Consider the following 25,262-nt stretch of genomic DNA (forward strand, 5'->3'; position numbering starts at 1 on the left):
CCTCGATGCGTTCCAGCATGGCGTCGCGGGTGCGCGAGAAGATGAAATCGCCTAACCCATCCAGCGAGGTCAGGCCGATCTCCTTCATCATGTCGACGAGGCGCCGGTGTCCGACCTCGTTGCAGGCGGCGAGCGAATAGAAATCGCCGACCACCTGGTTGGGCTCGCGGACATTGGCGCGCAGGATCCTGACCAGATCGAGATTGACCTTGCCCTTTTCCGCGAACTTCATGATCGGGATCTGGATGCCTTCCTCGTAGACCGACTTGCCGTCGGCGCCGAAGCCGCGCCCGCCGACATCGACGACATGCGCCGTGCAGGCGAAGAAGGCGACGAGCTCGCCGTTGAGGAAGGACGGGGACACCATGGTGATGTCGTGCAGGTGGCCGGTGCCCTGCCAGGGATCGTTGGTGACGTAAGTGTCGCCTTCGAACATCTGGTCGCGCGGGATTTCGTGCATGAAATGCAGCACCGCCTCGGCCATGGTGTTGACGTGGCCCGGCGTGCCGGTGACTGCCTGCGCAAGCATCTGGCCGCGCGGGTCGAACACGCCAGCCGACAGGTCGCCGGATTCGCGCACCGAAGTCGAGAAGGCGGTGCGCAGGAGGGTGAGCGCCTGCTCCTCGACCACCGAGATCAACCGGTTCCACATGACCTGCATGCGGATTTCGCCAATATCGCTCATGCCTGGCTGCCTTTGCGGATCAGAAGGATCGCGCCGTCGCTCTGGATGACGGCGTCGAAGCTGGTGGTGACGACGGTGGAAGTTTCGCGCTCGACGATGACCGCGGGGCCCGCGATCCGATCGCCGGGACGGAGCGTGTCGCGCTCGACGATGCCGTAGCTGCGCGGCGCACCGCTGACGGGATCGAACACCTCGCGGGTCGTTTTGAGTTCGCTCTTCCTCTTGCCGATTGTGAGCTCGTGCCTGGCAACGGCGGGACGGACATCCGTCGCCTTGACCGACCAGGTGACGATCTCGATTTCTAGTCCGTCGAGCCCCTCGATGGCGCGGCCGAAGAAGCGCTGGTAATTCTCCTCGAACAACGCCTTGAGTTCTGCAACGGCATCGTCTCCGAACGGCTCGTCTGCCACCGGCACGGGGATTTCCCAGCCCTGGCCGGCATAGCGCATGAAGGCGGTGATTTCGCAGACGATCCTGCCGCTGGCGCCGCCGCGCACAAAACCCTCGGCGGAGGCCTTGAGATCGGCGAGCAGGGCATTCACTTCGGCAGGCTGGAACCGCGACAGGCGCGTCAGCTTCGAGGCCAGCGCCTCGTAGCCGAACGGCGCCTTGAGGAAGCCGATCGCCGAGCCGACGCCGGCGCCGCGCGGAACGATGCACTGGTCGATGCCGAGCTTTTCGCACAGTCTCGCCGCGTGAAGCGGGGCGGCGCCGCCGAAGGCAATCATCAGATTGTCGGATATGTTCTTGCCGTTCTCGACCGCATGGACGCGGGCAGCATTGGCCATGTTCTCGTCCACCACCTCGCAGATGCCGAAGGCCGTCGACATGGCATCGAGCGACAGCCGCTCGCCGACATCGCGCAGAATCGCCTGCTCGGACGCAGTGCTGTCCAGCTTGATCGCCCCGCCGGCGAAATTGTCGGGGTCGAGCTTGCCGAGCACGAGATCGGCATCCGTGATCGCCGGACGGTTGCCGCCGCGCCCGTAGCAGGCCGGCCCCGGCTCCGAGCCGGCACTCTCCGGCCCGGTCTGGATACGGCCCATGGCGTCGACCCAGGCGATGGAACCGCCGCCGGCGCCGATCTCGATCATCTCGATAACCGGGATGGAGATCGGCATGCCCGAGCCCTTCGAGAAGCGGTAGGTGCGCGCCACTTCGAAAGTTCGCGCAGTGCGCGGCGCATAGTCCTCGATCAGGCAGATCTTGGCGGTGGTTCCGCCCATGTCGTAGGAGACGACCTTCTCAAGACCAAAGCGCCTGGCGACGTCTGCGGCGAAGATCGCGCCGCCCGCCGGGCCGGATTCCACCAGCCGGACCGGAAATTCCGAAGCGGTTTCCACCGAGATCAGGCCGCCGCCGGAATGGATCATGAAGACGGGGCAATCGGCGCCCATGTCCTTCAGGCGCGTCTGCAGGCGGGCGAGATAGTCGGCCATCTGCGGCCGCACATAGGCGTTGGCGCAGACCGTGTTGAAGCGTTCGAACTCACGCATCTGCGGCGAGACTTCGGCGCTGATCGAGATCGGGATGCCGAGTTTTCTGGCGAGGATCTCGCGCGCCCGGCGCTCGTGGTCGGGGTTGGCATAGGCATGGATGAAGCCGATCGCCACCGAGCCGAAACCACCCGCCGCAATGCGGTCGGCGATCTCTTCCAGAGCGGCTTCGTCGAGCGGCTGCAACTCCTGGCCTTCCGCGCCGATGCGGCCCTTGACGGTGAAGCGATCCTCGCGCGGGATCAGCGGCGTCGGCAGTTGCAGGTTCAGATCATACTGCTCGAAGCGGTTTTCGGTTCGCATCTCGATCACGTCGCGGAACCCTTCCGTCGTGACCAGCGCGGTCTTCGCGCCACGGCGCTCAATCAGCGCGTTGGTGGCGAGTGTCGTGCCGTGGATGATGATGCCGATCTCGGACGGCGAAATTCCGGCGTCGCGAATGACGATGGCGATGCCGTCGAGGATCGCCTGCTCGGGAGCCGCATAGTTGGTCAGCACCTTGGTCGAAAACATCGTCCCTCGGACATCAAGGGCGATGTCGGTGAAGGTGCCGCCGATGTCCGCGCCGAGACGGATGTCGTCAGTTCCGGAGGTCATGACTTGGCCTTCTGGGAAGCGAGCGCGGCGTCGCGCATCTGAGAGAGGGTCTGCCGGGGCGTTATCGCTTCGGGCGAGATGGCGATGTCGAGGACGGCGCCGGTCGTCGAGCTAAGCGCCCGCTCGAACGCCGCCGCGAAATCCCCCGTGGATTCGACCCGCTCGGCGTGAAAGCCATAGGCCTTCGCCAGCGCCACGAAGTCGGGATTCTCGAGCGAGGTTCCGGAGACGCGAGCCGGATAGTTGCGCTCCTGATGGGCACGGATGGTGCCGTAGATGCCATTGTTGACGATCAGCACGATCGGCTGCGCGCCGGCCTGCATGGCGGTTCCGAGTTCCTGGCAGTTCATCTGGAAATCGCCGTCACCGGCAAAGCAGACCACGGTGCGTTGCGGGTATGCGACCTTGGCCGCGATCGCGGCCGGCAGGCCATAGCCCATGGCGCCGGATTGCGGCGCAAGCAGGCGCGCTTGCGGTCCAAACTTGAAGAACTTGTTCGGCCACACGGTGAAATTGCCGGCGCCGTTGGTAAGGATGACGTCGGCCGGGAGATTCTCGCGCAGCCAGGTGCTGACCGCGACCATGTCGACCGGGCCGGGCTGCACGGGCGCAGCGAACGTGCCTTCATAGGCCTTGCGTGCCGTCGTGCGCCAGTCGGCCCAAGAACCCTTGATCGGGGTGAGCGCCTTGGCGAAGGCGTTCGGACCGGCATGGATACCGATCGTGGGCACATAGATCTTGCCGATCTCGCGATCGGAGCCGTGCACGTGGATCAGCTTCTGGCGCGGTACGGGAACTTCGAGCAGGGTGTAGCCGTCGGTCGTCATCTCGCCGAAGCGGACATTGACGGCGAGGATCACGTCCGCATCGCGGATCAGGTTTTTCACATGCGGCACCATCCCGACGCCGGCCTCGCCGACAAACACCGGCGAATGGTTGTCGAACTGGTCCTGATACCGGAAGGCTGTCACGACCGGGATATCGGAGGCCTCAGCGAAAGCCTGAAGCGCCGCGCGTCCGTCAGCCGTCCAGTTGGTGCCGCCCATCAGCAGCACCGGATTTTCGGCGGCGGCAAGCATCTTCAATACCGACGCAATTGCCTCCTGTGCCGGCGCCGCTTCGAAGACAGACGCCGGTCCGCCGAGCGGCGCGGCTCCGGTCATGGCCGTCAGCATGTCTTCCGGCAGCGCGACCACTACGGGGCCGGGCCGTCCGGTCAAAGCGGTGGTCCAGGCCCGCGCCACGATTTCGGGAAGACGATCGACGTCATCGATCTCGACCGCCCATTTTGCGACGGTTCCATACACCGCCCGGTAGTCTATTTCCTGGAAGGCTTCGCGGCCTTTCATGTCGGTGCCGACCTGGCCGACGAAGAGGATCATCGGCGAACTGTCCTGCATGGCGGTGTGCACGCCGATGCTGGCATTGGTCACGCCCGGGCCGCGCGTCACAAAGCAGATGCCCGGCGTGCCCGTCAGCTTGCCGTAGGCGGAAGCCATGAAAGCCGCACCGCCCTCATTGCGGCAGAGCACGTAGTCCAGCTTTCCACGCGTGTCGTGCAGCGCGTCGAGAACGGCGAGATAGCTTTCGCCGGGAACGCCGAAGCTCTTGGTCGCGCCAAGCGAGATCAGGCACTCGACAAGAAGGCGACCGCCATTGCGGACCATGCTTCGGCATCCTCTTACGCTGGTGGCAAGCAGACGGAGCCTGCCTTTCGAACTTATACCTGCACTCTGGCGGGCCGACGCGAAATCAAGAAATGCGATCCATTCGAAAGTTTTTCTTTATTCTGCAATTCGAACCAGGACGCCGGGATTCATCGTGCCCTGCGGGTCGAACGCGCCCTTCAGCCGCGCCATGAGTTCCCGCTCCACAGAACTGCGATTCCGCTCGGCCATGGCGATCTTGGCGCGCCCAAGCCCATGTTCCGCCGCGAAGCTGCCCCCCATCTCGGTAGCGAGCGCAGCCAGCGCCTCGGCAAATTGTCCCGGCTTGCCGTCGAAATCGGCGCGGCCTTCCGGCGGCGACAGATTGTAGTGGATGTTGCCGTCGCCGAGATGCCCGAATGGGTTGATCCGCACGCCGGGCAGGATGTCGTCGCAAATCCCGGCGCCGGTCTCGATGAAGCGGGCGATGGCGCCCGGCGGCACCGAGATGTCGTGCTTCAACTGTTCGCCTTCCAGCCGCTGCCCCTCGGGTTGTTCCTCGCGCAGCCGCCAGAATTGCGCCCGCTGCGCGCCCGAATTGGCCAGCGCGCCATCCACGACCAGACCTTCCTCCATACCCCATTCCAGTGCCGAAGCGAGGATCTCGTCCAGCGGAACGCGCGCCGAACCTGACGCCAGTTCGACGAGCAGGTAGACGTCGCCTCGTGTTTCCAGCTGGTAGGCGAGATCAGGCAGATGCTTGAGCGCCAGCGTCAGGCCGACATCGGAGAAGAATTCGAGCCCGGCAAGGAACTCGCCGGCCTCGCCGCGCAGATAGGTGCCGAAGGAAACGGCCGCGGCGAAGTCGGACATTACCAGAAGCGCGCTCGCCTGTTGTTTTGGGGTGGGATAGAGCCTGAGGACAGCGCGCGTGACGATGCCGAGCGTGCCTTCGGCACCGCAGAACAGCTTGCGCAGCTGATAGCCGGCATTGTCCTTCTGCACCGCGCGAAGGCCGTCCCACATCGCGCCGTCCGGGGTCACGATTTCGAGGCCGAGCACAAGGTCCTGCATCATGCCATAGCGAAACGCCTGGCTGCCGCCGGCATTGGTGCCGATCAGGCCGCCGATCCTGGCGCTGCCTTCGGCGCCGAGATGCATCGGGAACATCAGGCCATGCGGCTCCAGCACGTCGTGCAACGCGGCGAGCACAACGCCCGCGTCAACCGCAATCGACCCGCTCTCCGGATCCGGTTCGCCTATTGCCGTCATGCGCGAAAGCGAGACGATCACCGCGCTCGCCCGATCGGCGACGGCGCCGCCGCATAGGCCGGTGTTTCCGCCTTGCGGAATCACGGCCAAGCCGGCCATCCGGCATGCCTTGACGACTGCCGCAACTTCGGCCGTGTTTGCGGGCCTGGCAACGCCCAAAGGCGCGACGCCATAGCGGTTCAGCCAGTCGCGCTGATAAGGCTCGGCGTCGGTGCCCGAAAGCCAGCCTTTCGGTCCGAGAATCTCGCGCAAAGCGGTCACGGGGTCGGTCATTGCGATACCTGCGATGTGTGGCACGCCGCGTATAGACAGCAGCGGCGCCTGGCTCAATGACCCAGCACCTGCGACAGGAATTGCCGGGTGCGCTCGTTCCGGCAAGAGGTGAAGAACTGCTCCGGCGGCGCCTCCTCGACGATTTCGCCGCGGTCCATGAAAATGACGCGGTCGGCGACGCGGCGCGCGAAGCCCATCTCGTGCGTGACACAGATCATCGTCATGCCGTCCGAAGCAAGGGTCACCATGACGTCCAGCACTTCGGCGATCATTTCCGGGTCGAGCGCCGACGTCGGCTCGTCGAACAGCATGAGCTGCGGCTGCATGCAAAGCGCGCGAGCAATCGCCACCCGCTGCTGCTGGCCGCCGGAGAGCTGTCCGGGAAACTTCGTCGCCTGCTCGGGAATGCGGACCTTCTCCAGATAGCGCCGGGCGGTCGCCTCGGCCTCGGCGCGCGGTCGCTTGCGCACGATCATCGGTGCGATCATGCAGTTCTCCAGCACTGTCATGTGCGGGAACAGGTTGAAGTGCTGGAACACCATGCCGACTTCGCGCCTGATCCCGTCAATGTTGCCGACATCGTCGTTGAGCTCGGTGCCGAGCACGGTGATGCGCCCGCCATTGTGCTGCTCGAGCCGATTGATGCAGCGGATCATGGTCGACTTGCCGGAGCCCGAGGGGCCGCAGACAACGATCTTTTCTCCGCGCTTCACGGAAAGGTTTATGTTCCGCAGAGCTTGGAAAGAGCCGTAGTATTTGTCCAGGTTCTCGATATGAACCGCGGCGCCGGATGACTGCGTCGAATTCACTTTGCGCGCCTCCCTACCGTTCGCCGACCGACATGCGGCGCTCGAGGTAAGCACCGTAGCGGGACAGGCTGAAGACGAAGACGAAATAGATAAGCGCAATGAAGGCATAGACCTCGACATAGGCGAAGCGCCATTCGCCGGTGCCGTAGGCGGCATTGCCGGAAGCGAGGATCTCGAAGAAACCGACGATAACCACCAGCGAGGTTTCCTTGAACGAGATCACGAACTGGTTGATCGTCGCCGGCAGCGCGTTGCGCATGGCCTGCGGCAGGAGGATGCGGCCGATGCGCTGCCAGTAGCTCATGCCGAGCGCCATGGCGGCTTCCTCCTGGCCCTTCGGAACGCCCTGCATGCCGCCGCGCACGATCTCGGCCTGATAGGCCGAGAAGAACAGGGCCGAGCCGAGAATGACTCGGTACAGCTTGTCGCCTGCCATCCATTGCGGCAGCGCGAAGGGCAGCACGACGGCAAAGGTGAAGAGAATAGCGATCAGCGGCAGCGAGCGCACTCCGTCGATGATCAGGCCCGTGGTCCTGGATATCCAGGGCAGCTCCGAGCGGCGCAAGAGAGCCAGGCAGATCGCCAGCGGGAAGCCGATCAGGCAGGTGGTGACGAAGATGAAAAGGGTGAGCGCCAGCCCGCCCCAGGCTTCCTCCCCGACATAGGGAAGGCCGAGCACGCCGCCTTTCATCAGCACATAGTAGAGCGCCGTTCCGGCGCCCCAGACGAGCGCGATGCGGCTGCCGGTCCAAAAGGCCGGGATGCAGCTCAGCACGGTCATGACCACGACGGCCACACAGGCCAAGGCCGAGCGCCATTGCTCCTCGAAGGGATAGAGGCCGAAGAGGATGATGCGCCACCTGGCGGCAATGACCGACCAGCAGGCTCCTGCCGCCGCCTGGCAGGCCTCAGGCCCGCCGCTGGTGGTGAACACCGCTGAGAACACCGCCCAGTTCAGCAGCTTCCAGAGAACGAAAGCCATGATCGCCAGCGATATCAGCGACAGCAGCGCCTGCAGCGGCGTGGCGAAGAAACGGCGCCTCACGTCTTCGAGCTTGCCAGGGGCAGGGGGAGCGACAATTACCATCTCCATCACTCACCCCCTCAACTGATTGCCCTTGAGGGCAATGGTTTTGTTGATGCGGTTGAACACGGCTGCCAGGCTGAGATTGATCGCCAGGAAGCCCGCCATCAGGATACCGATCGCCTCCAGCGTCTGGCCGGAGTGGTTGATGGTCAGCGCCACGATCATGAAGAAGTCGGTGAAGCCCACCGCAATGCCCATGGTCGTCGCCTTCATCAGCCAGACATACTGGTTCGCGAGGATCGGCAGCATGGCACGCAGCGCCAGCGGCAGCCGCACCAGCGTGAACACGCGCCAGGGGCTCAGCCCCAGCGAAAGTGCGGCCTCCATCTGGCCCTTGCCAACGGCCTTGAAGCCGCCGCGCACGATTTCGGCGATGTAGGAGCCGCCATAGATGGCGATGGCGATGGCTAAAGCGGAAAATTCGGGAGGAATGCGCAGGCCGCCCTTGAGGTTGAGGCCTTGCAGGGCAGGGAAGTCGAGCAGCGGCAGGTCCGGCAGGCGACCCAGCGCAAGGACAATGACTGCGCTGGCCAGTGCCGTCGCGGCCGCGGTCAGTTGAATGCCGAGCCGCTCGCCGGGCGGTTGGCTGAGGCGCGTGGTCCGGCCCAGCCAAACCGGCAGCGCGATCGCCGCGATTACAGCAAGGAAAGCTGCCGCAAACGCGACGCCGCCGACATTGGGGACCGGCACATAGAGGCCGCGGCTGGTCAGCAGCATGCCGAAGGCCTCGTGCGCGGCGCGTGGCGTCGGCAGATGCGTGATGACGGCGTACCAGAAGAAGACCTGGAGGATCAGCGGGATGTTGCGGAAGATGTCGACATAGGTGCGGCCAAGCAGCCGCGCCAGTTCGTTCGAGGAAGTCCGCGCCAGGCCAACGATGGTGCCGACGATCGTCGCCAGGATCAGCCCGGTGCATCCCAGGAATAGCGTATTGATGACGCCGATGAGGAAGAACCACCAGTAGGGGTCGTTGGCGGTGGCGGGCGGCAGCGAGAAGTTGACATCCCAGCCCGTCGACTTGAACAGGAAGTCGAAGCCGGAGGTGATGCCTTGCTGCGCCAGGTTCCGCCGGGCAATCATCACGCAGGCAAGGATCATCGCGGCAAGCGAGCCGACATAAAGAACCTGTAAAAGCGTATTGCGGACCCTCTGATTTCTTAGCAGGCTGACCATCATGGTCTTCCCCGAATTGTCGCCGGCTCCGCCTGGCGGTGCCAGGCGGAGCTCAGAGCGAGCTGCGTTAAGAGGTGGAGTCAGTCGATCACCAGCGGGAACAGGACGCCGCCATTGTTCCACAGGTTGGTGAGCTCGCGATCCATCTTGTAGGGCGACTCCTTGCCGAGATCGCGATCGAAGATCTCGCCATAATTGCCGACCTTCTTGATCACGTTGTAGGCCCAGTCGTCAGGAAGTCCGAGACCCTTGCCCATGCCTGGCGCGGCACCGAGGAACTTGGCGACCGCCGGCGACGTGGGCTTGGCTTTGATCTCATCGACATTTTTGGACGTGATGCCTTCCTGCTCGGCGAAGAGCAGGGCGGAGAGCGTCCAGTTGGCGACGTCGACCCAGTTGTCGTCGCCTTGCCGCACGATCATGACCTCGGGTTCGACGGCGAGCACGTCGGGCAGGATCACGTGGTCGTCGACCTTGCCCTTGGCGACACGCGCGATTGCGAGAACTGGCCCCCACTGGGCATACATGTCGCAGCGCCCCGAGAAGTATGCTTGCTCGAGCTCTTCCGTCTTTTCGATGACGACAGGCTCCAGCTTGATCCCGACCTTCTGCGCATAGGCCGCGACCTGCTGCTCGATGGTCGTCCCCGCGGGGATGCAGATCGAGCCGCCATCGGCGTCCTTGAGCGACTTCAGATTGAGCTCCTTATGCGCCATCACCTTGGTCGTTCCGAGGTAATAGGACATCGAGAATTGCAGGCCGAGCTCGGTATCTCGGCTGAGCGTGCCGCCCGACGCCTTGATGATGATGTCGACGTCCCCCGACTGCAGCGACGGCCAGCGCTGCGCCCAGCTGATCGGGACGATCTTCAGCTTGGCCGGGTCGCCGAACACGGCGGTCGCCACCGCCTTGCAGAGGTCGATGTCCATGCCCTTCCAGTTGCCCTTGTCGTCTACCTCGGCGAAGCCGAGATAGGAGCCGTCATGGCCCGTGCAGTTGAGCACGCCGCGCGCCTTCACGGTTTCCAGCGTCTTGCCGCCCGCCGCCTCGGCCGGCGCCGCAAAATGAACCAGGCCAAGGGCCATGGCTGCGGCCCCCCATTTCGTCATTTTCATGTTTGTTGTCTCCACTGTTGAGGTTCACTTGTTCTTGTTGTTGGAGGCCCGAAACACGCGCTTCGGCCCTCGGTCGCTAAGCCGCTCCTAATCGGAGAGCGGTGTCGGTTTCGGCAGAGAAAGCTTGAGGTCGCTGCCCCAATCCTGCTGGACGAGCCAGCGATGCAGGGCGGCCACCGCCTTCACGCGCAGATGCCCGCGCGGCATGACGAGGTAGAAGCCGGGGACTTCTTCCGGCTTCATGTCCGAGAGGGCGTCACGGCCAAGTGGCGCGACCAGCGCGCCCGACCTGAAGTCCTCCTCGGCATCGATGACGGAAACCAGGCCGACACCGATGCCTTGGAGCGTCGCACGGCGCATGGTGGCGGCGTCATCGAAGCCGATGCTGCGGTCGCCTTCAGCCAGTTCCACTCCGAGGTGCCGCAATATGTCGGGCCACAGCCGCTTCGACTTGACGGTGTCGAGCAGCGTGAACCGCGTCAGGTCCTGCGCCGACTTGATCTTCTCGCCAATCGCCGGGGTGCAGCATATGATCTTCGGGTCCGGCACCAGCAGCGTGGTCTCGTAGTCCGGCCAGTTGCCATAGCCCCACTGCACCGTCATATCGATGTCGTCACGCCCGAAATCGGGCAGGTCGACCATCGTCGTCAGGCGCAGATCAGCGCCCGGCAGGATCTCGCGGAACAATGAAAGCCTGGGCAGCAGATAGTGCGTCGCGAAGTAGGGGCTCGCATTGAGATTGATGCGGTCCCGGTAGTTCGATTTGGTGACGCGGCGAACGCCTTCGGAAAATTCGTCGAAGCCGGCTTTGACATAGTGCGAGAGCAGGATCGCCGACTCAGTCAGCTCGATCGAGCGCCCCTTGCGCTCGAACAGCGTCACCTGCAGCGTGTCTTCCAAAAGCTTGATCTGCTGACCGACGGCTTGCGGCGTCACCAGGAGCTCGTCGGCGGCCTGCCGGAAGCTCTTGTGCTGTGCGACGGCGTGGAAGACGCGAAGCGCATTGAGCGAAGGAAGGCGAAGCTTGCCGGTCATCGTGAAGTCCGCCTCCTTTCGTTCGAGACTCCGTTGATCATGCACTGCTGGATTTCAGACGCCGCCGGCTTATGAAAACCGATTCAGGCGTAGATGTAACCGCCTGAGACGATTACGTTTTCACCGGTCATATAGGTGTTCTTCGGGCCGCCGGTCATGAGCACCCACTCGGCGATCTCGGTCGGCTCGGCGCCGCGGCCGAGCGGGCTTGCCTTGGCCAATTCCTCGAGAAAACCGAGCGCCTTGGCCTTCTCGGTGGCCATGCCGGCGGGCGCGACGGAATTCACCAAAATCCCGTCCTTGGCGACGTGATGGGCAAAGGAGCGCGTGAGGCTGACGACGGCGGCCTTGGTCGCCGCATAATGGGCGTTCTGCGGATGCGCCTTGAAGGCGTCGACGGAAGTGAGGTTTACGATCCTTCCACGCACATGCGCTTTTGGCTCTTGCGACTGCATGTGGCGAACGGCCGCCACCATCATGTGGTACGTGCCCTTGATGTTGATGCCGTTGGAGGCGTCCCACTCGGCGTCGGTGATCTCGAGGAGCGGACGCCGAGGATAGATCGCGGCGCAATTGATCAGCGTGTCGACGCGCCCGAGCTTCGCGACAATGGCGTCGAAGGCGGCGTGACACTGCGGTCCGACCTGGATGTCGCAAGCTGCGGCAGCCGTGGGCAGGCCCTTGGACTTCGCCGCGTCGAGAGCGCTCTCAGCGGCTTCCTGGTTGATGTCGATGATGCCGATCTTTGCCGCCCCGGCCTCCACAGCCATGCGGGCGAGAAGGGCGCCAAGGCCGGCGCCGCCGCCGACGATCAGAACGGAAAGATACTTCATTGCAGTTTTCCTTACTTGGTGCGGCTGGGCGAGGTCGGCCAGGTCGGCATGATGTCGAAACGGGTAACGTCGGCCCATGCGGGGAGCGCCAGCACAGCGACGACCATCCTGCCCACGTCGTCCGGCTGCACTACTTTTCCGGCGTACATCGCCGCCTGGGCGTCGGCGTCGAGGATGCCTTTGTAGAGCTGCGTCTCGACCCGACCGGCGACGATCTCGGTGACGCGTATGCCGGACGGCGAGAGGTCGGCGCGCAAGGCAGCGGCAAAGCCGGAGATCGCCGCCTTGGTGGCCGAATAGACGGCGATGTTGGAATAGGCCGCGTGGCCGGCGGTGGAGCCGGTGAACAAGATGTGGCCGGACTGGCGCTCGCGCATCTGCGGCACGACGAGGCGGGTGAGCAGGATCGCCGCGCTAAGGTTCACCTCCAACGTGGTGTCGATGTCTGCGATCGTCATGTCGGCGAAATTGCCGAGCGGCGGCATGATGCCGGCGTTGTTGATCAGCACATCGATGGTGAGATCGGCCAGGACCGATTCCAAAGCCTCGCGGTCGGTAACGTCAACGGCGATCGGCAGGATGCCCGGACGCTCGGCCTGCAGTTCTTTGAGCGCGGCCTGGCTGCGGCCGACCGCATAGACGTCGTAGCCGGCGTCGCTCAACGCGACGGCGATGGCTCGCCCAATGCCGCTCGTCGCACCTGTGATGAAGGCTGTCGTCACGTGGGCTTCCCCTATTGCCTGATCTTCAGTCTGCGGCCTCGACCGGTGCCGCGAAACCAAGAAAAGCAACAAAAAGGAAAGATAAACTTTCGAGAGCCTTTCCGGCAGTTCAAACGTTCCACGCTGCCTGCGCGGCCTCCCACGCTGCGAACCAAAGGAAAACAATCCCGTCGGCGCGCGGGAGAAGGTTCCCGGTCGTCGGTGGAACAAAAACACGGCTTTCGCGACGCGCGGCAAGTCACATTCGGTGCCCACGCGAAGGATCGAACCCGTCCCGGCCCTAACCGGCCGTTGGCGCAGGCCTTTTCATTTCGGTGAAGAGCGAGGCTGCGGCGGCCTTTTGCTCCGCGTCGGTCGCCTCGACTCCGGAAGCCCGCGCCAGGGCGCGAACGCGCCCGAGGCTGTTGTACAGATGCTTGCGCATGGCCTGGCGGGCCTTGCCGCCGTCCTGTCTTTCGATGGCATCGACGATGGCTTTGTGCTCGCTGTGGATGCGAGCGTAATAGCTGTCCTTCAGGGCCGGCTCGACGACATAGCCGAGCTGGAAGCGCGGCACGATCATCGGTCCGAGATAGGCCAGGAAGCCATGGATGAATTCGTTGCGCGCGGCTTTGGCGATCGCGAGGTGGAAATCGTAGTCGTAGTGGATCTGGACGGCCGCCGGGTCGGCCTGCTGCGCGTCGATGTCATCCATCATGGCACGGATGGCGCTCGCCTCCTTGTCGGTGCGGCGTTCGGCGCAGAGCCCGGCGGATTCGACTTCGACGCTCAACCTGAGTTCGAGCAAGGCGATGGTTTCCGGCAAGGTTCTCAGCGCCTCGTCCGGGATCGAGAAATTGCGCGGCACGGGTGTTTCGCTGACGAACATGCCGCGACCCTGCTGCGGCACCACCATGCCCTCGGAGCGCAGCCGCGCCACGGCTTCGCGCACGACGGTGCGGCTGACATCGTATTCGGCGCAAAGCTCCGCCTCGGTCGGCAGTTGCGCGCCCGGCTGCAACTCACCGGAGCGGATTTTTTCGGCCAGGCTCTCCGCCACGAGGGTGGAAAGCGGCTTGCGCTTCGTCATTCAGGCCTTCCGTTCAAGTCCAGACTAGGGCCGTTCAAGTTCAGATTCGGGATGATGCCCGAACCGGCGAGACCATTCAAACCGCCGCGGTGACGATCAGTTCGACCAGCATGCCGGGCTTGGCCATCCGCCCCTCGCCGGAAGAGCGTGCCGGCGCATGCTCTTTCGGCATCCAGGCGTCCCAGACCGCATTGACTTCGTCGAAATCCCGCACGTCGTCCAGCCACATCTGGACGTGGAGGATGCGGGTCTTGTCGGTGCCTGCCGTGGCGAGCAGGGCATCGATCTTGGCGAGCACCTCGCGCATCTGGTCGGCCGCCGGTTGGCCCGGCCTGGCAACCTGGCCGGTCAGGTAGAGCGTGCCGTTGTGGATAACGCCATGATGGATGCGGGTGTCGAAGTCGAAGCGCTGGATATCGCCCACTGGATCTTCCTCGTCAGATTGCCGGCGTCTGCCGGATGGGGTTGCCCTGCAGGTACTGCGCGTACGGCGCCTGGACGAGCCAGCCGGCATCGACGGGCAGCGTGACGCCGGTGATCGAGGCGGCACGGTCGGAGCAGAGGAACAGCGCCGCCTCGGCGACATCGCGCGGCTCGACGAAGCGGCGCAGCGCGGTGGTGGCCTGGATCGCTTCCGGGTTGCGTTCGCCCTTGGCGATCCTGGCCTTCAGCCCGTCGGAGAGGGTATAGCCCGGCGCTACGGCGTTCACACGGACTCCATGCGGGCCGAGTTCGGCAGCCAGGATCTGGGTGAGCGCCAGGACCGCATGCTTTCCGGGCGTGTAGGCCGGAAGCGACAGCGGCGCGAAGGAGGCGAGCGAGCCAACATTGAGGATCGCGCCGCGCCCGGCGGCCGACATCAGCCGGCCGAACAGCTGGCAGCCAAGCAGCGTGCCGCGATAGTTGATCCGCCACATCTGCTCGTCTTCGGTGAGGTCCTGGTCGAGCACATGCTTGCCGCTCTGCAGGATGCCGGCGCAGTTGACCACGACATGAGGGGTGCCGAACGCATTGCTGACGTCTTGCGCCAGCGCCTCGACGGAAGCGGGATCGCCGACATCGGTCTGGACAAACGCGGCGCGTGGGGCGCCGGCGCTCTCGCAGGCCTCGGCGGCTTCCTTGCCGCGGCTCGCGTCCCGGCCTGCGACGACCACCTGGTAGCCTTCCTCGGCGAAGCGCTCCGCAATAGCGCGGCCGATCCCGGACGTACCGCCGATGACGACCGCGGTCGAAGCCTCAGCCATTGTGGCGCTCCTTTCGCTCGATGTCGAAGAATGCGGCCATGGCCTCGACCTGGAAGTCCATCATCGGGCGTCCGGGCTGGATGCGGCAGCCGATCTCTTTCGCCGCCTTGAGCAGGGCCGTTTCGGCCGGCTCCATGATGATGTCGACCACGGTCATCTCCGGCGTCAGCTTGTTCACATCCATCGGCAGCGGATCGCCGGCCTTCAGCCCGGAGGGCGTCGCGTTGATCGCCATGTCCATTCCGGACGGATCGGGTTCGCCGACCTCGATGCGGCAATCGGGGAACGACCTGCTGACCAGCGAAGCGAGCTTTTGCGCGCGTTCCCTGTCGATGTCGGCGAGGCGGATCTCCGTCGCGCCTTCCTCGGCGAGGCAGTAGGTCAGCGATGCGCCCGCACCGCCTGCGCCGACCTGGAGGATGCGCCGGCCGGCGATCCGGTGTCCGCCGGCCTTCAAGCCGTCGATGAAGCCGACGCCGTCGAAATTGTCGGCATACCAGGTGCCGTCCGCCTGCCGGCGCACGGAATTCGCGCTCTGCACGCGCGCGGCGCGATCGTGGGCGGCGGCGCATTTGTGGTAGACCGGGACCTTATAGGGCACCGAGATGATGACGCCGCGGATGTTCTCCGCCGCCGTGATGCCGGCCCAGAAAGTATCGAAATCTTCCGGACGGCAGCTCAGCGGCACCATCAGACTGTCGAGCCCCTTCTGCTCGAAGATCTCGTTGAAGATGCCAGGGCTTTTCGCGTGGCCCACGGGATGGGCCAGCATGACGAAGACATCGGCCTTGCCGGTTCCGCGCATCGGTTATTCCTTTCCGTTTGACAGTTCATGATCGCTCAGGACCTCGAGAGCCCGGACGAGCGACGAGTGGTCTGCTTCCGCGCCGCCCGGGCGGGCCGCACAGGCATTCATCAGTTGCTGCGCCAGCGCCGTGCTCGGCAGGGCGGCTCCAAGCGCGCGGGCGCTTTCGAGCGCGAGGTTGAGATCCTTCTGGTGCAAGCGGATGCGGAAGCCCGGCGCGAAGGTGCGGGCGATCATGCGCTCGCCATGCACTTCGAGCACGCGGGACGAGGCGAAGCCGCCCATCAGCGCGCTTCGGACCTTCGCCGGATCGCAGCCCGCTTTGCTGGCAAAAACAAGCGCTTCGGCAACGGCTTCTATGTTGAGCGCGACGATAATCTGGTTGGCTATCTTGCAGGTCTGGCCGGCGCCGTTCTTCTCGCCGATCAGGGTGATATTCTTGCCGAGCTTTTCGAAGATGGGCAGCGCGCGCTCGAATTCGGCAGCCGGCCCGCCGACCATGATGGTGAGACCCGCCGCTTTTGCGCCGACCTCGCCGCCGGAGACGGGTGCGTCGAGGAAGCCGCCTCCCGCTTCCCTGAACTTCGCCGCGAATTGCGCGGTGGCGATCGGGCTGATCGAGCTCATGTCGATGACCAGCTTGCCGGCTGAAATCCCTTCGAGCACGCCACCCGGCCCGAGCAGGACGCGCTCCACGTCGGGCGTATCGGGCAGCATGGTGATGATGATTTCGCAACCCCGCGCCACTTCCGCCGGGGAAGCCAGCACCGACGCTTTCAGATCGGCAGGCAGAGGAGAGCGATTGAGCACCGTGACGATCTCGTGCCCGGCATCGGCAAGATGCCGCGCCATGGGCGCGCCCATAACGCCAAGTCCGATGAAACCGATTTTCATGCGCAACTCCCGTGCTCGCCAGAGCGTCTTGCAGCTCAATGGATGCGTATGATATAGGACATCATACAAATTTCAATGCCTCTTCCACTGGAGACCGATCGCAAATGCAAGAGCGCGTCAATTCGCTGAAGGCGGCCGTTAAGGCCGGCCGGCCTCATATCGGCATCTGGTGCTCGCTGGCTTCAGCGCTGACCACAGAAGTGGTGGCTGGTTCCGGAGCGGGCTGGCTGCTGATCGACGGCGAGCACAGCCCCAACGATCTGCGCAGCATCATGGCGCAGCTTCAGGTCGCGGCGGCATTTCCGTGCGAGGCAGTGGTGCGCCTGCCGTCCGACGATCCCAACCTGATGAAGCAGGCTCTGGATGTCGGTGCCCGCAGCCTGATGATTCCGAATGTGCGCACGCCGGAGCAGGCGCGCGCAATCGTCGCGGCGATGACCTATGCTCCGGGCGGCTTCCGCGGCTTCTCGGTCGGCCATCGCGCCAACGCCTTCGGCCGTATCGCCGGGTATCATGCGAAAGCGCGCGAGCAGCAGTTGTTGGCGGTGCAGATCGAGGACGCGGCCGGCGTCGCCAATGCGGCTGAGATCGCAGCGGTGGAAGGCGTGGACGTTCTGTTTGTCGGGCCCGGCGATCTTTCCACGAATATGGGCGCGATGGGCAATCCCGGCGCAGCGCAGGTGCAGGAAGCGATCGCTTCCGTGCGCAAGGCCGCGGCCGCGGCAGGCAAGGCGAGCGGGATTTTGGCTCCCGTTAAGGCCGACGCCGACCGCTATCTCGCCGCAGGCTTCAGCATGGTTGCCGTCGGTTCCGACCTCGGCCTGTTGGCGCGAGGCTCGGACGCCCTGATTGCGTCCTTCAACCACTAGACTCGGGAGACGGCCGTGGCGATCCCCGCTTACAAACCACCTTCGCGCAACGCCTACGACATCGTCATCGTCGGCGGCGCGGTCATCGGCTCGTCGACGGCCTATTGGCTGAGCCAGGCGCTGGGCAGTGGCGCCTCGATCCTCGTGGTCGAGCGCGACTCCAGCTACGAATTCTCCTCGACGGCGCTCTCCACCAGCGCCATCCGCCAGCAATACTCCAATCCGATCAATGTGAAGATCAGCCAGTTCGGCATCGAGATCATCCGCGGTTTCCAGGAGCGGATGGCGCCCTTCTACACGAACGAGCCGGCGCCCGATCTCGGCTTCAAGGAGCACGGATATCTCTATTGCTGCTCGCCGGAAGGCGTGGAGGCGGCCAAGGAGCGGGTCGAGCTGCAGCGCAGCCTCGGCGCCCACACCGTCTTCCTCGAGCCGGGTCCGCTGAAGGAACGCTTCCCCTGGCTGAATGTCGACGACCTCGGGGGCGGTTCGTGGGGTGCGCGCGAAGAGGGCTGGTTCGATTCCATGGGCATGTTGAACGGCTTCCGCCGCGCCGCCCGCGCCAGCGGGGTCGAGTACATCGACAATGCCGTGACCGGACTGGATGTCGTCGATGGGCGGGTTGTCTCCGCTCGGCTGGCGACCGGCGAGACAGTCGCTTGCGGAACCCTGGTCAACGCCGCCGGCCCGCGAGCGCAGCAGGTCGCTGCCATGGCCGGCCTTTCCATCCCGGTAGCCCCGTACAAGCGCTACAGCTTCGTCTTCGCCAGCGCCAACCCGATCCCTGGGCGAATGCCCAACGTCATCGACCTTTCCGGCACTTTCGTGCGCCCGGAAGGCGAGCTCTTCCTCACCGGCAACACGCCGCAGGGCGACGGGCCGGCCGATTACGATGATTTCGAAATGCATTTCGAGGAGTTCGACGACTATATCTGGCCGGCGCTGTGGCACCGCATTCCGGCCTTCGACGCGCTCAAGGTCCAGACCAGTTGGACCGGCCACTACGAATACAACATGCTCGACCACAACGGCATCGTCGGCTTTCACCCGGAGGTGAAGAACTTCATGTTCGCCAACGGCTTCTCAGGGCACGGCCTGCAGCAGTCGCCGGCGGTCGGCCGGGCGGTATCGGAGCTGATCGTTCACGGCGCCTTCCAGACGCTGGACCTGTCACCGTTCTGCTACGAGCGCATCCCGCGCAATGAACCATTCCTGGAAGAAGCGGTGATCTGAACGGTTCGGGAGAATTTCACTCGGCGGCCTGAACGTGCCGGGCGTCGATGATCGCCCTTATCTCCGAGCGGCACGACCCGCAGTTGGTTCCGGCGCGCAGCGTCGAGCCGATCGCCTCCAGACTGTCGCAGCCCGCAGCGACCGCCGAAGCGAGCTGGTTGACGCCGATGTGGAAGCATGAGCACACGACCCGCCCGATGGCGGGCATCGGCGCTGGTGAACGCCCGGAAAGAAGCGCATGGCGATCGGCTGGCGACAGCGGCTGGCGGGTGGCCAGCAGCGAGACCAGCCAGTCCCGCGTCGGCAACTGGTCTGGAGCGGCGACCAGCACGGCCTCAGCCATGGCGCCGCCTTCGTCGATCGCAGCGGCGCGATAAGCGAGCCCGCGGCGATCGGTGTATTCGAGCAGTTGATCCTGCCGTTGAACGCCGAGCAGCTTGCGCGCCAGAAGAATGCCCTGGTCCGGCGGTTCGGTCCCCGTCAGTTCGTAGACCCAGCCGCCTTCGACCGCGTAGCGGCTCCAGTGGACGAAACCGGTCGGCCTGAGGTCGCGCCGCGTGATGAGCACGCCGGCCCATCCAGTGTTTTCGCGCACGATTCTGACTGGGACATGCTTCAGTTCCGGCTGGCCGGAATGCGGGTCGGTGACAGGCGAGGACAGCAGGCCGGCGGCGGCCCTGGCCGCGAACTGGCCGCTCCAATGCATGGGCATGAAGGCATGGCCGCGCCGCTGCGCGTTGGTCACACGTACTCTCGCGCGCACGAAACCGAAGCGCGTCGACAGATGGGCAAGGTCACCATCCTTGAGCTGGTGCGCGGCCGCTTCCGCCGCATTGAGGTCGACCGCCGGTTCCGGCGTGTTGGCCATCAGGCGCGGCACGGTGCCGGTACGCGTCATGGTGTGCCATTGGTCGCGCAACCGGCCCGTGTTCAGCGCAAGCGGATAGTCCGCATCGACTGTAAACGCCGTCGCCTCCTGCCGCACCGGCACGAAACGCGCACGGCCGTCCGGTGTCGGGAAACGACCGTCCGCAAACAATCTCGTCTGGTACTCGCGCGATTCTGGTGCCGGCCAGTGGCGCGGCGCGAAGCCGGCATAGCCCGCATCGCTGAGGTCCGTCAGGCCGCCCAGATCGAACAAGCGCCCCCCATTGTTCTCGAAAGCCGAGAGCGCGGCATGCTCGCGGAAGATTTCCGCCGGCGTCTGGTAGGCAAAAGCATCGCCGAAGCCCATGCGCGCGGCGACCTCGCAGATGATGCGCCAATCGGCTTTCACTTTGGCCGGCGACGGCACGAACGGCCGCTGACGCGAGAGGCGCCGTTCCGAATTTGTGACCGTGCCGTCCTTCTCGCCCCAGGCAGCGGCGGGCAGCAGCACGTCGGCATAGCGCGTGGTGTCGGTGCGGGTCACATCCGAAACCGCGACGAAATCGCATTTGGACAGGGCGGCGCGCACGCGCGACGCGTCCGGCATGCTCACCGCGGGATTAGTGCCCATGATCCACAGCGCCTTGATGCGGCCGTCGGCAACCGCCTGGAACATGTCCACGGCCTTCAGCCCGCCGCGTCGCGCGATTCCGGGCGCCTTCCAGAAGCGGGAGACCCGCTCGACAGCGGCCTGATCCGCGAAGTCCATGTGCGCGGCAAGTTGGTTGGCGAGGCCCCCCACCTCGCGGCCGCCCATGGCGTTCGGCTGGCCCGTGACCGAGAACGGCCCCATGCCTGGCTTGCCAATGCGGCCGGTGGCGAGGTGGCAGTTGAGGATGGCGCTGACCTTGTCGGTTCCATGTGCCGACTGGTTGACGCCCTGGCTGTAGACGGTGACCGTCCGTTCGGTGCCGGCGAAGATCTCATAAAAGGCCTGGACATCCGTGGCCACCAGCCCGCAGCCTTTTGCGACGCGCGCGACCGACGGCGCATCGGCACCGGCCAGCGCGGCAGCGGCTTCGAAGCCCGATGTGCTGGTGCGGATGAAATCCGCGTCGATCTTTCCGCTCTGGACGAGATGCGCCAGAAGGCCGTTGAACAAGAGCACGTCCGTGCCCGGATCAAGCGCCAGGTGCAGGTCGCATTCGTCGGCCGTGGCGGTGCGGCGCGGATCGATGACGACGATCCTGGTTCCGCGTTCGCGCTGCGCCGCGAGCATGCGCTGGTAGAGCACGGGGTGGCACCATGCGGTGTTGGAGCCGGTGAGCACGATCAGATCGGCGTGCTCGAAATCCTCATAGACACCGGGAACGATGTCCTCGCCGAAAGCGCGGCGGTGGCCGGCGACCGACGACGCCATGCACAGCCGCGAATTGGTATCGATATTGCCCGAGCCGATGAAGCCTTTCATCAGCTTGTTGGCGACGTAGTAATCTTCGGTAAGCAACTGGCCGGAGACATAGAAGGCGACCGAGTCCGGCCCATGCTCGGCAATCGCGTCCGAGAATTTCGCGGCGACGAGGTCGAGCGCTTCGTCCCAACTCGTCTGCCTGCCTTGGATTTCCGGCTGAAGCAAGCGGCCATCGAGGCCGAGCGTCTCGGCAAGCGCGGCACCCTTAGAGCAAAGGCGGCCGAAATTGGCCGGGTGCTCGGGATCGCCGCGGACGGTTGCCTTGCCACCCGCGGCGATCTCGGCCACCACGCCGCACCCCACCCCACAATAGGGGCAGGTGGTCCTCACCTCGCGTGCTTCTTCCATGGCTCAGGCCGCTTTCGAGGCCAACGGTTCGAGCGCAATGAACAGCCGTTCGCCTTCGATCCTGACCGGGATCGTCCTAACCGAGCCTTCGTCGGCGCCGAGCGCCTTGCCGGTCTCCAGCGAGATCACCCAATTGTGCAGCGGGCAGGTCACCGCCGCGCCATGGACGATGCCCTGGCTGAGTGGCCCGCCCTTGTGCGGGCAATGGTCTTCGATGGCAAAGACCTGATCATCCGCGGTGCGGAAAACGGCGATCTTGCCTTGCGGGGTGGCCACGCAACGCGCGCCGCGGCGAGGGACGTCGGAAACGGAGCCGATTGCGATCCAGTTCATTGGGACACTCCCGTATTTGCTTGATAGGCGAGCGTCCAGGATGGCGCGAACTTCTCCATCACTCGGCCGCCTCGGCGAACCCGACCGAGGCCAGCGGCCGGAACTCGTGCTTGTCTTTGCCGGAGACGCGTTCGGACCACGGGTCGACCTGCGCGAATCTTTGCGAAAAGACGAAGCGCTCGAAGTAGGCGCGGCGCTTCTCCACGTCCTCCAGGACCTGCTTTTTTATCTCGGCGGTACCGACGCGCTTGGCCCATTTGTAGATGCGCTCGAGGTAGCGGGCCTGCTCGCGATACATCTGGACGAGCGCCACGATCACCTCCAGCGCTTCGTCTTCGGTCTTCACCAGGCCGAGCACTTCGGTCCCCTTGATGTCGAGGCCGGCGGCGCCAGCGAAGTGGATCTCGTAGCCAGAGTCGACGCAGACCACGCCGACATCCTTGCAGGTCGCTTCCGCGCAATTGCGCGGGCATCCCGAGACCGCCATCTTCACCTTGGCTGGGGTCCAGGAGCCCCACATGAACTTCTCGATGCGGATGCCCAGCCCCGTCGAATCCTGCGTGCCGAAGCGGCACCAGTCGGAGCCGACGCAGGTTTTGACCGTGCGCAGGCCCTTGGCATAGGCATGACCTGAGACGAAGCCAGCCTTGCCGAGATCGGCCCATACCGCAGGCAGGTCCTCCTTGCGGATGCCAAGCATGTCGATGCGCTGGCCGCCGGTCACCTTCACGGTCGGAATGTCGAACTTATCGACCACGTCGGCGATGGCGCGCAATTCGCTCGCGCTGGTGACGCCGCCCCACATGCGCGGCACGACCGAATAGGTGCCGTCCTTCTGGATGTTGGCATGCACACGCTCGTTGATGAAGCGCGACTGATAGTCGTCGGCATATTGGTCCGGCCAATCGCAGACCAGATAGTAGTTGAGCGCAGGCCGGCACTTCGCGCAGCCGCAGGAGGTCTTCCATTCGAGCTCCTGCATGATGGCCGGTATCGTTTTCAACCCCTTGGCCTTGATCAGGCGCCGCACGTCGTCATGACCCAGGCTCGTGCACCCGCACATGGGCTGCACGGCCGCCGGATTGTAGGCCTCGCCCAGCGTGAGTTTCAGGAGTTGTTCGACGAGACCCGTGCACGAGCCGCACGAAGCCGAGGCCTTGGTGTGGACGCGCACGTCGTCGAGCCCGGTCAGCCCTTTGCCGGTGATCGCGCCGGTGATCTTGCCCTTGCAGACGCCGTTGCAGCCGCAGATTTCCGCATCATCCGCCAGTGCCGCAACGGCCGCCAAAGGGTCCGAGGAAGCGCCTCCCTGGAATGCCTGGCCGAAGATCAGCGTGTCGCGCATCTCCGAGATGTCGGTCGCCTTCTTCTTCAAATCGTTGAACCAGGCGCCGTCGCCGGTCTCGCCGAACAGCACCGTGCCGATGATGCGGTTGTCCTGCAGCACGACCCGCTTGTAGATGCCGGCCGATGCGTCGCGCAGGATGATCTCCTCGCGGTCGTCGCCGTCGGCAAAGTCGCCGAGCGAATAAAGGTCGATGCCGGTGACCTTGAGCTTGGTCGGCGTGTCGGAATGGACGAAGCGCCTGTCCTCGCCGTTCGCCAGCCCGGCTGCCGCGACGCGGGCCATCTCGTAGAGGGGCGCGACCAACCCGTAGACATGGCCGCCGACCTCGGCGCATTCGCCGAGCGCCATGATCGCCGGATCGGATGTCTGCATGCGGTCGTCGACGACGATGCCGCGATTGACTTCCAGCCCTGCGTCCTTGGCCAGCGCGATATTCGGGCGGATGCCGACCGCCATCACGACCAGCGTCGCCGGAATGATCGTGCCGTCCATGAGTTCGACGCCTTCGACCTTGCCATTGCCGACAATGGCCTTGGTGTTGGCCTTGGTCATGACCTTGATGCCGCGCGCCTCGACGGCCTTCTGCAGCAGGTAGCCGGCAGCCGGATCGAGCTGGCGCTCCATCAGTGTCGGCATGACGTGCAGGACGGTCACGTCCATGCCGCGCTCTTTAAGCCCGGCCGCCGCTTCAAGGCCGAGCAAGCCGCCGCCGATGACGATCGCCTTGGCGCGCGACTGCGCGGCAAGCAGCATGGCGTTGACGTCGTCGAGATCGCGGTAGCTGAGCACGCCCGGCAAGTCCTTGCCCGGCACCGGGATGATGAACGGCACCGAGCCGGTGGCGATGATCAGCCTGTCGTAGCCTTCGGTCACGCCGTGGTCCGAGGTGACGGTCCTCGTGTCGCGGTCGATGGCGACGATCCTGTGGCCCTTGTAGAGGGTGATGCCGTGCTTGATGTACCAGCCGTCGCCATGGATGACGATTTCCTCGAACTCCTTCTCGCCCGAAAGCACCGGCGACAGCATGATGCGGTCGTAATTCACGCGCGGCTCGGCGTTGAAGATGGTGACGGCGTAGCGGTCGGGTGCGGCTTCCAGCAGGTGCTCGAGCATCCTGCCGGGGGCCATGCCGTTGCCGATGATGACGAGTTTCTCGCTCATGTCCGGTCAGCTCCGATCTATTCGGCGGCGTAGGTGAGGGGCGCGGGCTTTACGGCGGCCGCGCGCTCCATCCGGCGGATGGTGGCGTGCATCCAGAGAAGGCACGAGACCACGATGACGAAGAGCAGCATGAAGCAGCTCGACCAGACGCCGGTGAGGTCGTTCAGCGCGCCGAAGGCGATCGGCAGGATGAAGCCGCCGAGGCCGCCGATCATGCCCACCACCCCGCCGACCGCGCCGACGCTCTGCGGGTAGTAGACGGGGATGTGCTTGTAGACGGCGGCCTTGCCGAGGCTCATGAAGAAGCCGAGCACGCAGGCGACGGCGATGAAGGCGAGCGGGCCGATCTCGACATGGAACGGGATCGGCCCGCTGATGCCGCGCACGACGTAATCTGCCGAGGGGAGAGACAGAACGAGGGTCGCGACGGCACAGACGGTGAAGGTCCAATAGAGCACGGTACGGGCGCCGATGCGGTCGGAAAGCACGCCGCCATAAGCGCGGAAAATGCTTGCGGGGATCGAGTAGGCGGCTCCGATCATGCCGGCGGTGGCGATGCCAAAGCCATAGACGCCGATCAGATAGCGCGGCAGCCAGAGCGACAGCGCCACGAACGCACCGAAGGAAAAAAAGTAGTAGAAGGCGAAGCGCCAGACCTGAAGGTTCTTCAGCGGCGCGAATTCCTGCCAGAAGCTTCTCGCCGGTACTGCCTCACCGGCACGGCGCTCGCGGATAACCGGATCGTCGCTGCTCATGAACCAGAACACGCCGGCCATGACAACCAGCGCCGCAGCCCAGATCAGCGCGACCGACTGCCAGCCCCAGGCAATCAGTACGAGCGGCGCCAGGAACTTGGTGACCGCGGCGCCGCTCGTAC

22 protein-coding genes are annotated in these 25,262 nt (G+C 64.8%); 2 read left to right on the forward strand and 20 right to left on the reverse strand.

All coding sequences use genetic code 11. The features are described from left to right. The 16 genes from EOA32_RS12185 to EOA32_RS12260 form a co-directional block, all read right to left on the reverse strand. On the reverse strand, positions 1-685 hold a 685-nt coding region (locus tag EOA32_RS12185; RefSeq protein WP_145971287.1), incomplete at its 3' end, for a hydantoinase B/oxoprolinase family protein. Beyond that, complete coding sequence (locus EOA32_RS12190) at positions 682-2,778, reverse strand: hydantoinase/oxoprolinase family protein (protein ID WP_128371889.1); 2,097 nt, start codon at positions 2,776-2,778, stop codon at positions 682-684. The genes EOA32_RS12185 and EOA32_RS12190, both read right to left, overlap by 4 nt. Continuing rightward, complete coding sequence (locus EOA32_RS12195; RefSeq protein ID WP_128371890.1) at positions 2,775-4,445, reverse strand: thiamine pyrophosphate-binding protein; 1,671 nt, start codon at positions 4,443-4,445, stop codon at positions 2,775-2,777. Before EOA32_RS12195 ends, EOA32_RS12190 begins: the two co-directional genes overlap by 4 nt. A gap of 117 nt (positions 4,446-4,562) precedes the next feature. Further along, positions 4,563-5,969 (reverse strand): FAD-binding oxidoreductase, encoded by a 1,407-nt coding sequence (locus EOA32_RS12200; RefSeq protein WP_128371891.1) that lies wholly within the window; start codon positions 5,967-5,969, stop codon positions 4,563-4,565. A 53-nt stretch (positions 5,970-6,022) separates the two neighbouring features. After that, entirely contained in the window at positions 6,023-6,778 is a 756-nt protein-coding gene (locus EOA32_RS12205; RefSeq protein ID WP_128371892.1) for an amino acid ABC transporter ATP-binding protein, read from the reverse strand. A gap of 13 nt (positions 6,779-6,791) precedes the next feature. After that, positions 6,792-7,871, reverse strand: coding sequence for an amino acid ABC transporter permease (locus EOA32_RS12210; protein WP_128371893.1), 1,080 nt, complete (start codon positions 7,869-7,871; stop codon positions 6,792-6,794). A 3-nt stretch (positions 7,872-7,874) separates the two neighbouring features. Next, positions 7,875-9,041, reverse strand: coding sequence for an ABC transporter permease subunit (locus tag EOA32_RS12215; protein ID WP_245299545.1), 1,167 nt, complete (start codon positions 9,039-9,041; stop codon positions 7,875-7,877). Between the two features lie 77 nt (positions 9,042-9,118). Then, entirely contained in the window at positions 9,119-10,153 is a 1,035-nt protein-coding gene (locus EOA32_RS12220; protein ID WP_082980382.1) for an amino acid ABC transporter substrate-binding protein, read from the reverse strand. Between the two features lie 87 nt (positions 10,154-10,240). Then, positions 10,241-11,188, reverse strand: a complete 948-nt coding sequence (locus EOA32_RS12225; RefSeq protein ID WP_066992107.1) for a LysR substrate-binding domain-containing protein — start codon at positions 11,186-11,188, stop codon at positions 10,241-10,243. 83 nt (positions 11,189-11,271) lie between these two features. Continuing rightward, positions 11,272-12,021, reverse strand: a complete 750-nt coding sequence (locus EOA32_RS12230) for an SDR family oxidoreductase (protein ID WP_128371894.1) — start codon at positions 12,019-12,021, stop codon at positions 11,272-11,274. A gap of 11 nt (positions 12,022-12,032) precedes the next feature. After that, entirely contained in the window at positions 12,033-12,743 is a 711-nt protein-coding gene (locus EOA32_RS12235; protein ID WP_128371895.1) for an SDR family oxidoreductase, read from the reverse strand. Between the two features lie 280 nt (positions 12,744-13,023). Beyond that, a complete protein-coding gene (locus EOA32_RS12240; protein ID WP_189407104.1) occupies positions 13,024-13,812 on the reverse strand; it encodes a FadR/GntR family transcriptional regulator in 789 nt (262 codons plus the stop codon). Positions 13,813-13,888: 76 nt separating this feature from the next. Beyond that, the gene (locus EOA32_RS12245; RefSeq protein WP_095824994.1) at positions 13,889-14,236 is read right to left on the reverse strand and encodes a RidA family protein; all 348 of its coding nucleotides are present in this window, start codon (positions 14,234-14,236) and stop codon (positions 13,889-13,891) included. A gap of 13 nt (positions 14,237-14,249) precedes the next feature. Continuing rightward, positions 14,250-15,056, reverse strand: a complete 807-nt coding sequence (locus tag EOA32_RS12250) for an SDR family oxidoreductase (protein WP_067328796.1) — start codon at positions 15,054-15,056, stop codon at positions 14,250-14,252. Next, the gene (locus tag EOA32_RS12255; protein WP_067328798.1) at positions 15,049-15,861 is read right to left on the reverse strand and encodes a shikimate dehydrogenase; all 813 of its coding nucleotides are present in this window, start codon (positions 15,859-15,861) and stop codon (positions 15,049-15,051) included. The genes EOA32_RS12250 and EOA32_RS12255 overlap by 8 nt, the downstream gene beginning before the upstream one ends. A 3-nt stretch (positions 15,862-15,864) precedes the next feature. After that, entirely contained in the window at positions 15,865-16,755 is an 891-nt protein-coding gene (locus EOA32_RS12260) for a 2-hydroxy-3-oxopropionate reductase (protein WP_128371896.1), read from the reverse strand. Positions 16,756-16,859: 104 nt separating this feature from the next. Between EOA32_RS12260 and EOA32_RS12265 the strand changes: the two genes are divergently transcribed. Together EOA32_RS12265 and EOA32_RS12270 are read left to right on the forward strand one after the other, a co-directional pair. Next, positions 16,860-17,624, forward strand: a complete 765-nt coding sequence (locus tag EOA32_RS12265) for an HpcH/HpaI aldolase/citrate lyase family protein (protein WP_128371897.1) — start codon at positions 16,860-16,862, stop codon at positions 17,622-17,624. 15 nt (positions 17,625-17,639) lie between these two features. After that, positions 17,640-18,857 carry an FAD-dependent oxidoreductase gene (locus EOA32_RS12270; RefSeq protein ID WP_095831624.1) on the forward strand — a complete coding sequence of 406 codons (1,218 nt, stop codon included), beginning with the start codon at positions 17,640-17,642 and terminating at the stop codon, positions 18,855-18,857. Positions 18,858-18,873: 16 nt separating this feature from the next. On the opposite strand, the gene EOA32_RS12275 is transcribed toward EOA32_RS12270, so the two are convergent. The 4 genes from EOA32_RS12275 to EOA32_RS12290 all read right to left on the reverse strand — a co-directional run. Next, a complete protein-coding gene (locus EOA32_RS12275) occupies positions 18,874-21,543 on the reverse strand; it encodes a nitrate reductase (RefSeq protein WP_128371898.1) in 2,670 nt (889 codons plus the stop codon). Between the two features lie 3 nt (positions 21,544-21,546). After that, positions 21,547-21,876, reverse strand: a complete 330-nt coding sequence (nirD, locus tag EOA32_RS12280; protein WP_128371899.1) for a nitrite reductase small subunit NirD — start codon at positions 21,874-21,876, stop codon at positions 21,547-21,549. Between the two features lie 58 nt (positions 21,877-21,934). Beyond that, positions 21,935-24,385 (reverse strand): nitrite reductase large subunit NirB, encoded by a 2,451-nt coding sequence (nirB, locus tag EOA32_RS12285; protein WP_128371900.1) that lies wholly within the window; start codon positions 24,383-24,385, stop codon positions 21,935-21,937. Between the two features lie 17 nt (positions 24,386-24,402). After that, positions 24,403-25,262, reverse strand: an 860-nt coding sequence (locus EOA32_RS12290; protein ID WP_128371901.1) for an MFS transporter, incomplete at its 5' end; no start/stop codon positions are given.

Origin of the sequence: Mesorhizobium sp. M1A.F.Ca.ET.072.01.1.1 (genome assembly GCF_004023325.1) — a bacterium.
Lineage (GTDB): Bacteria > Pseudomonadota > Alphaproteobacteria > Rhizobiales > Rhizobiaceae > Mesorhizobium.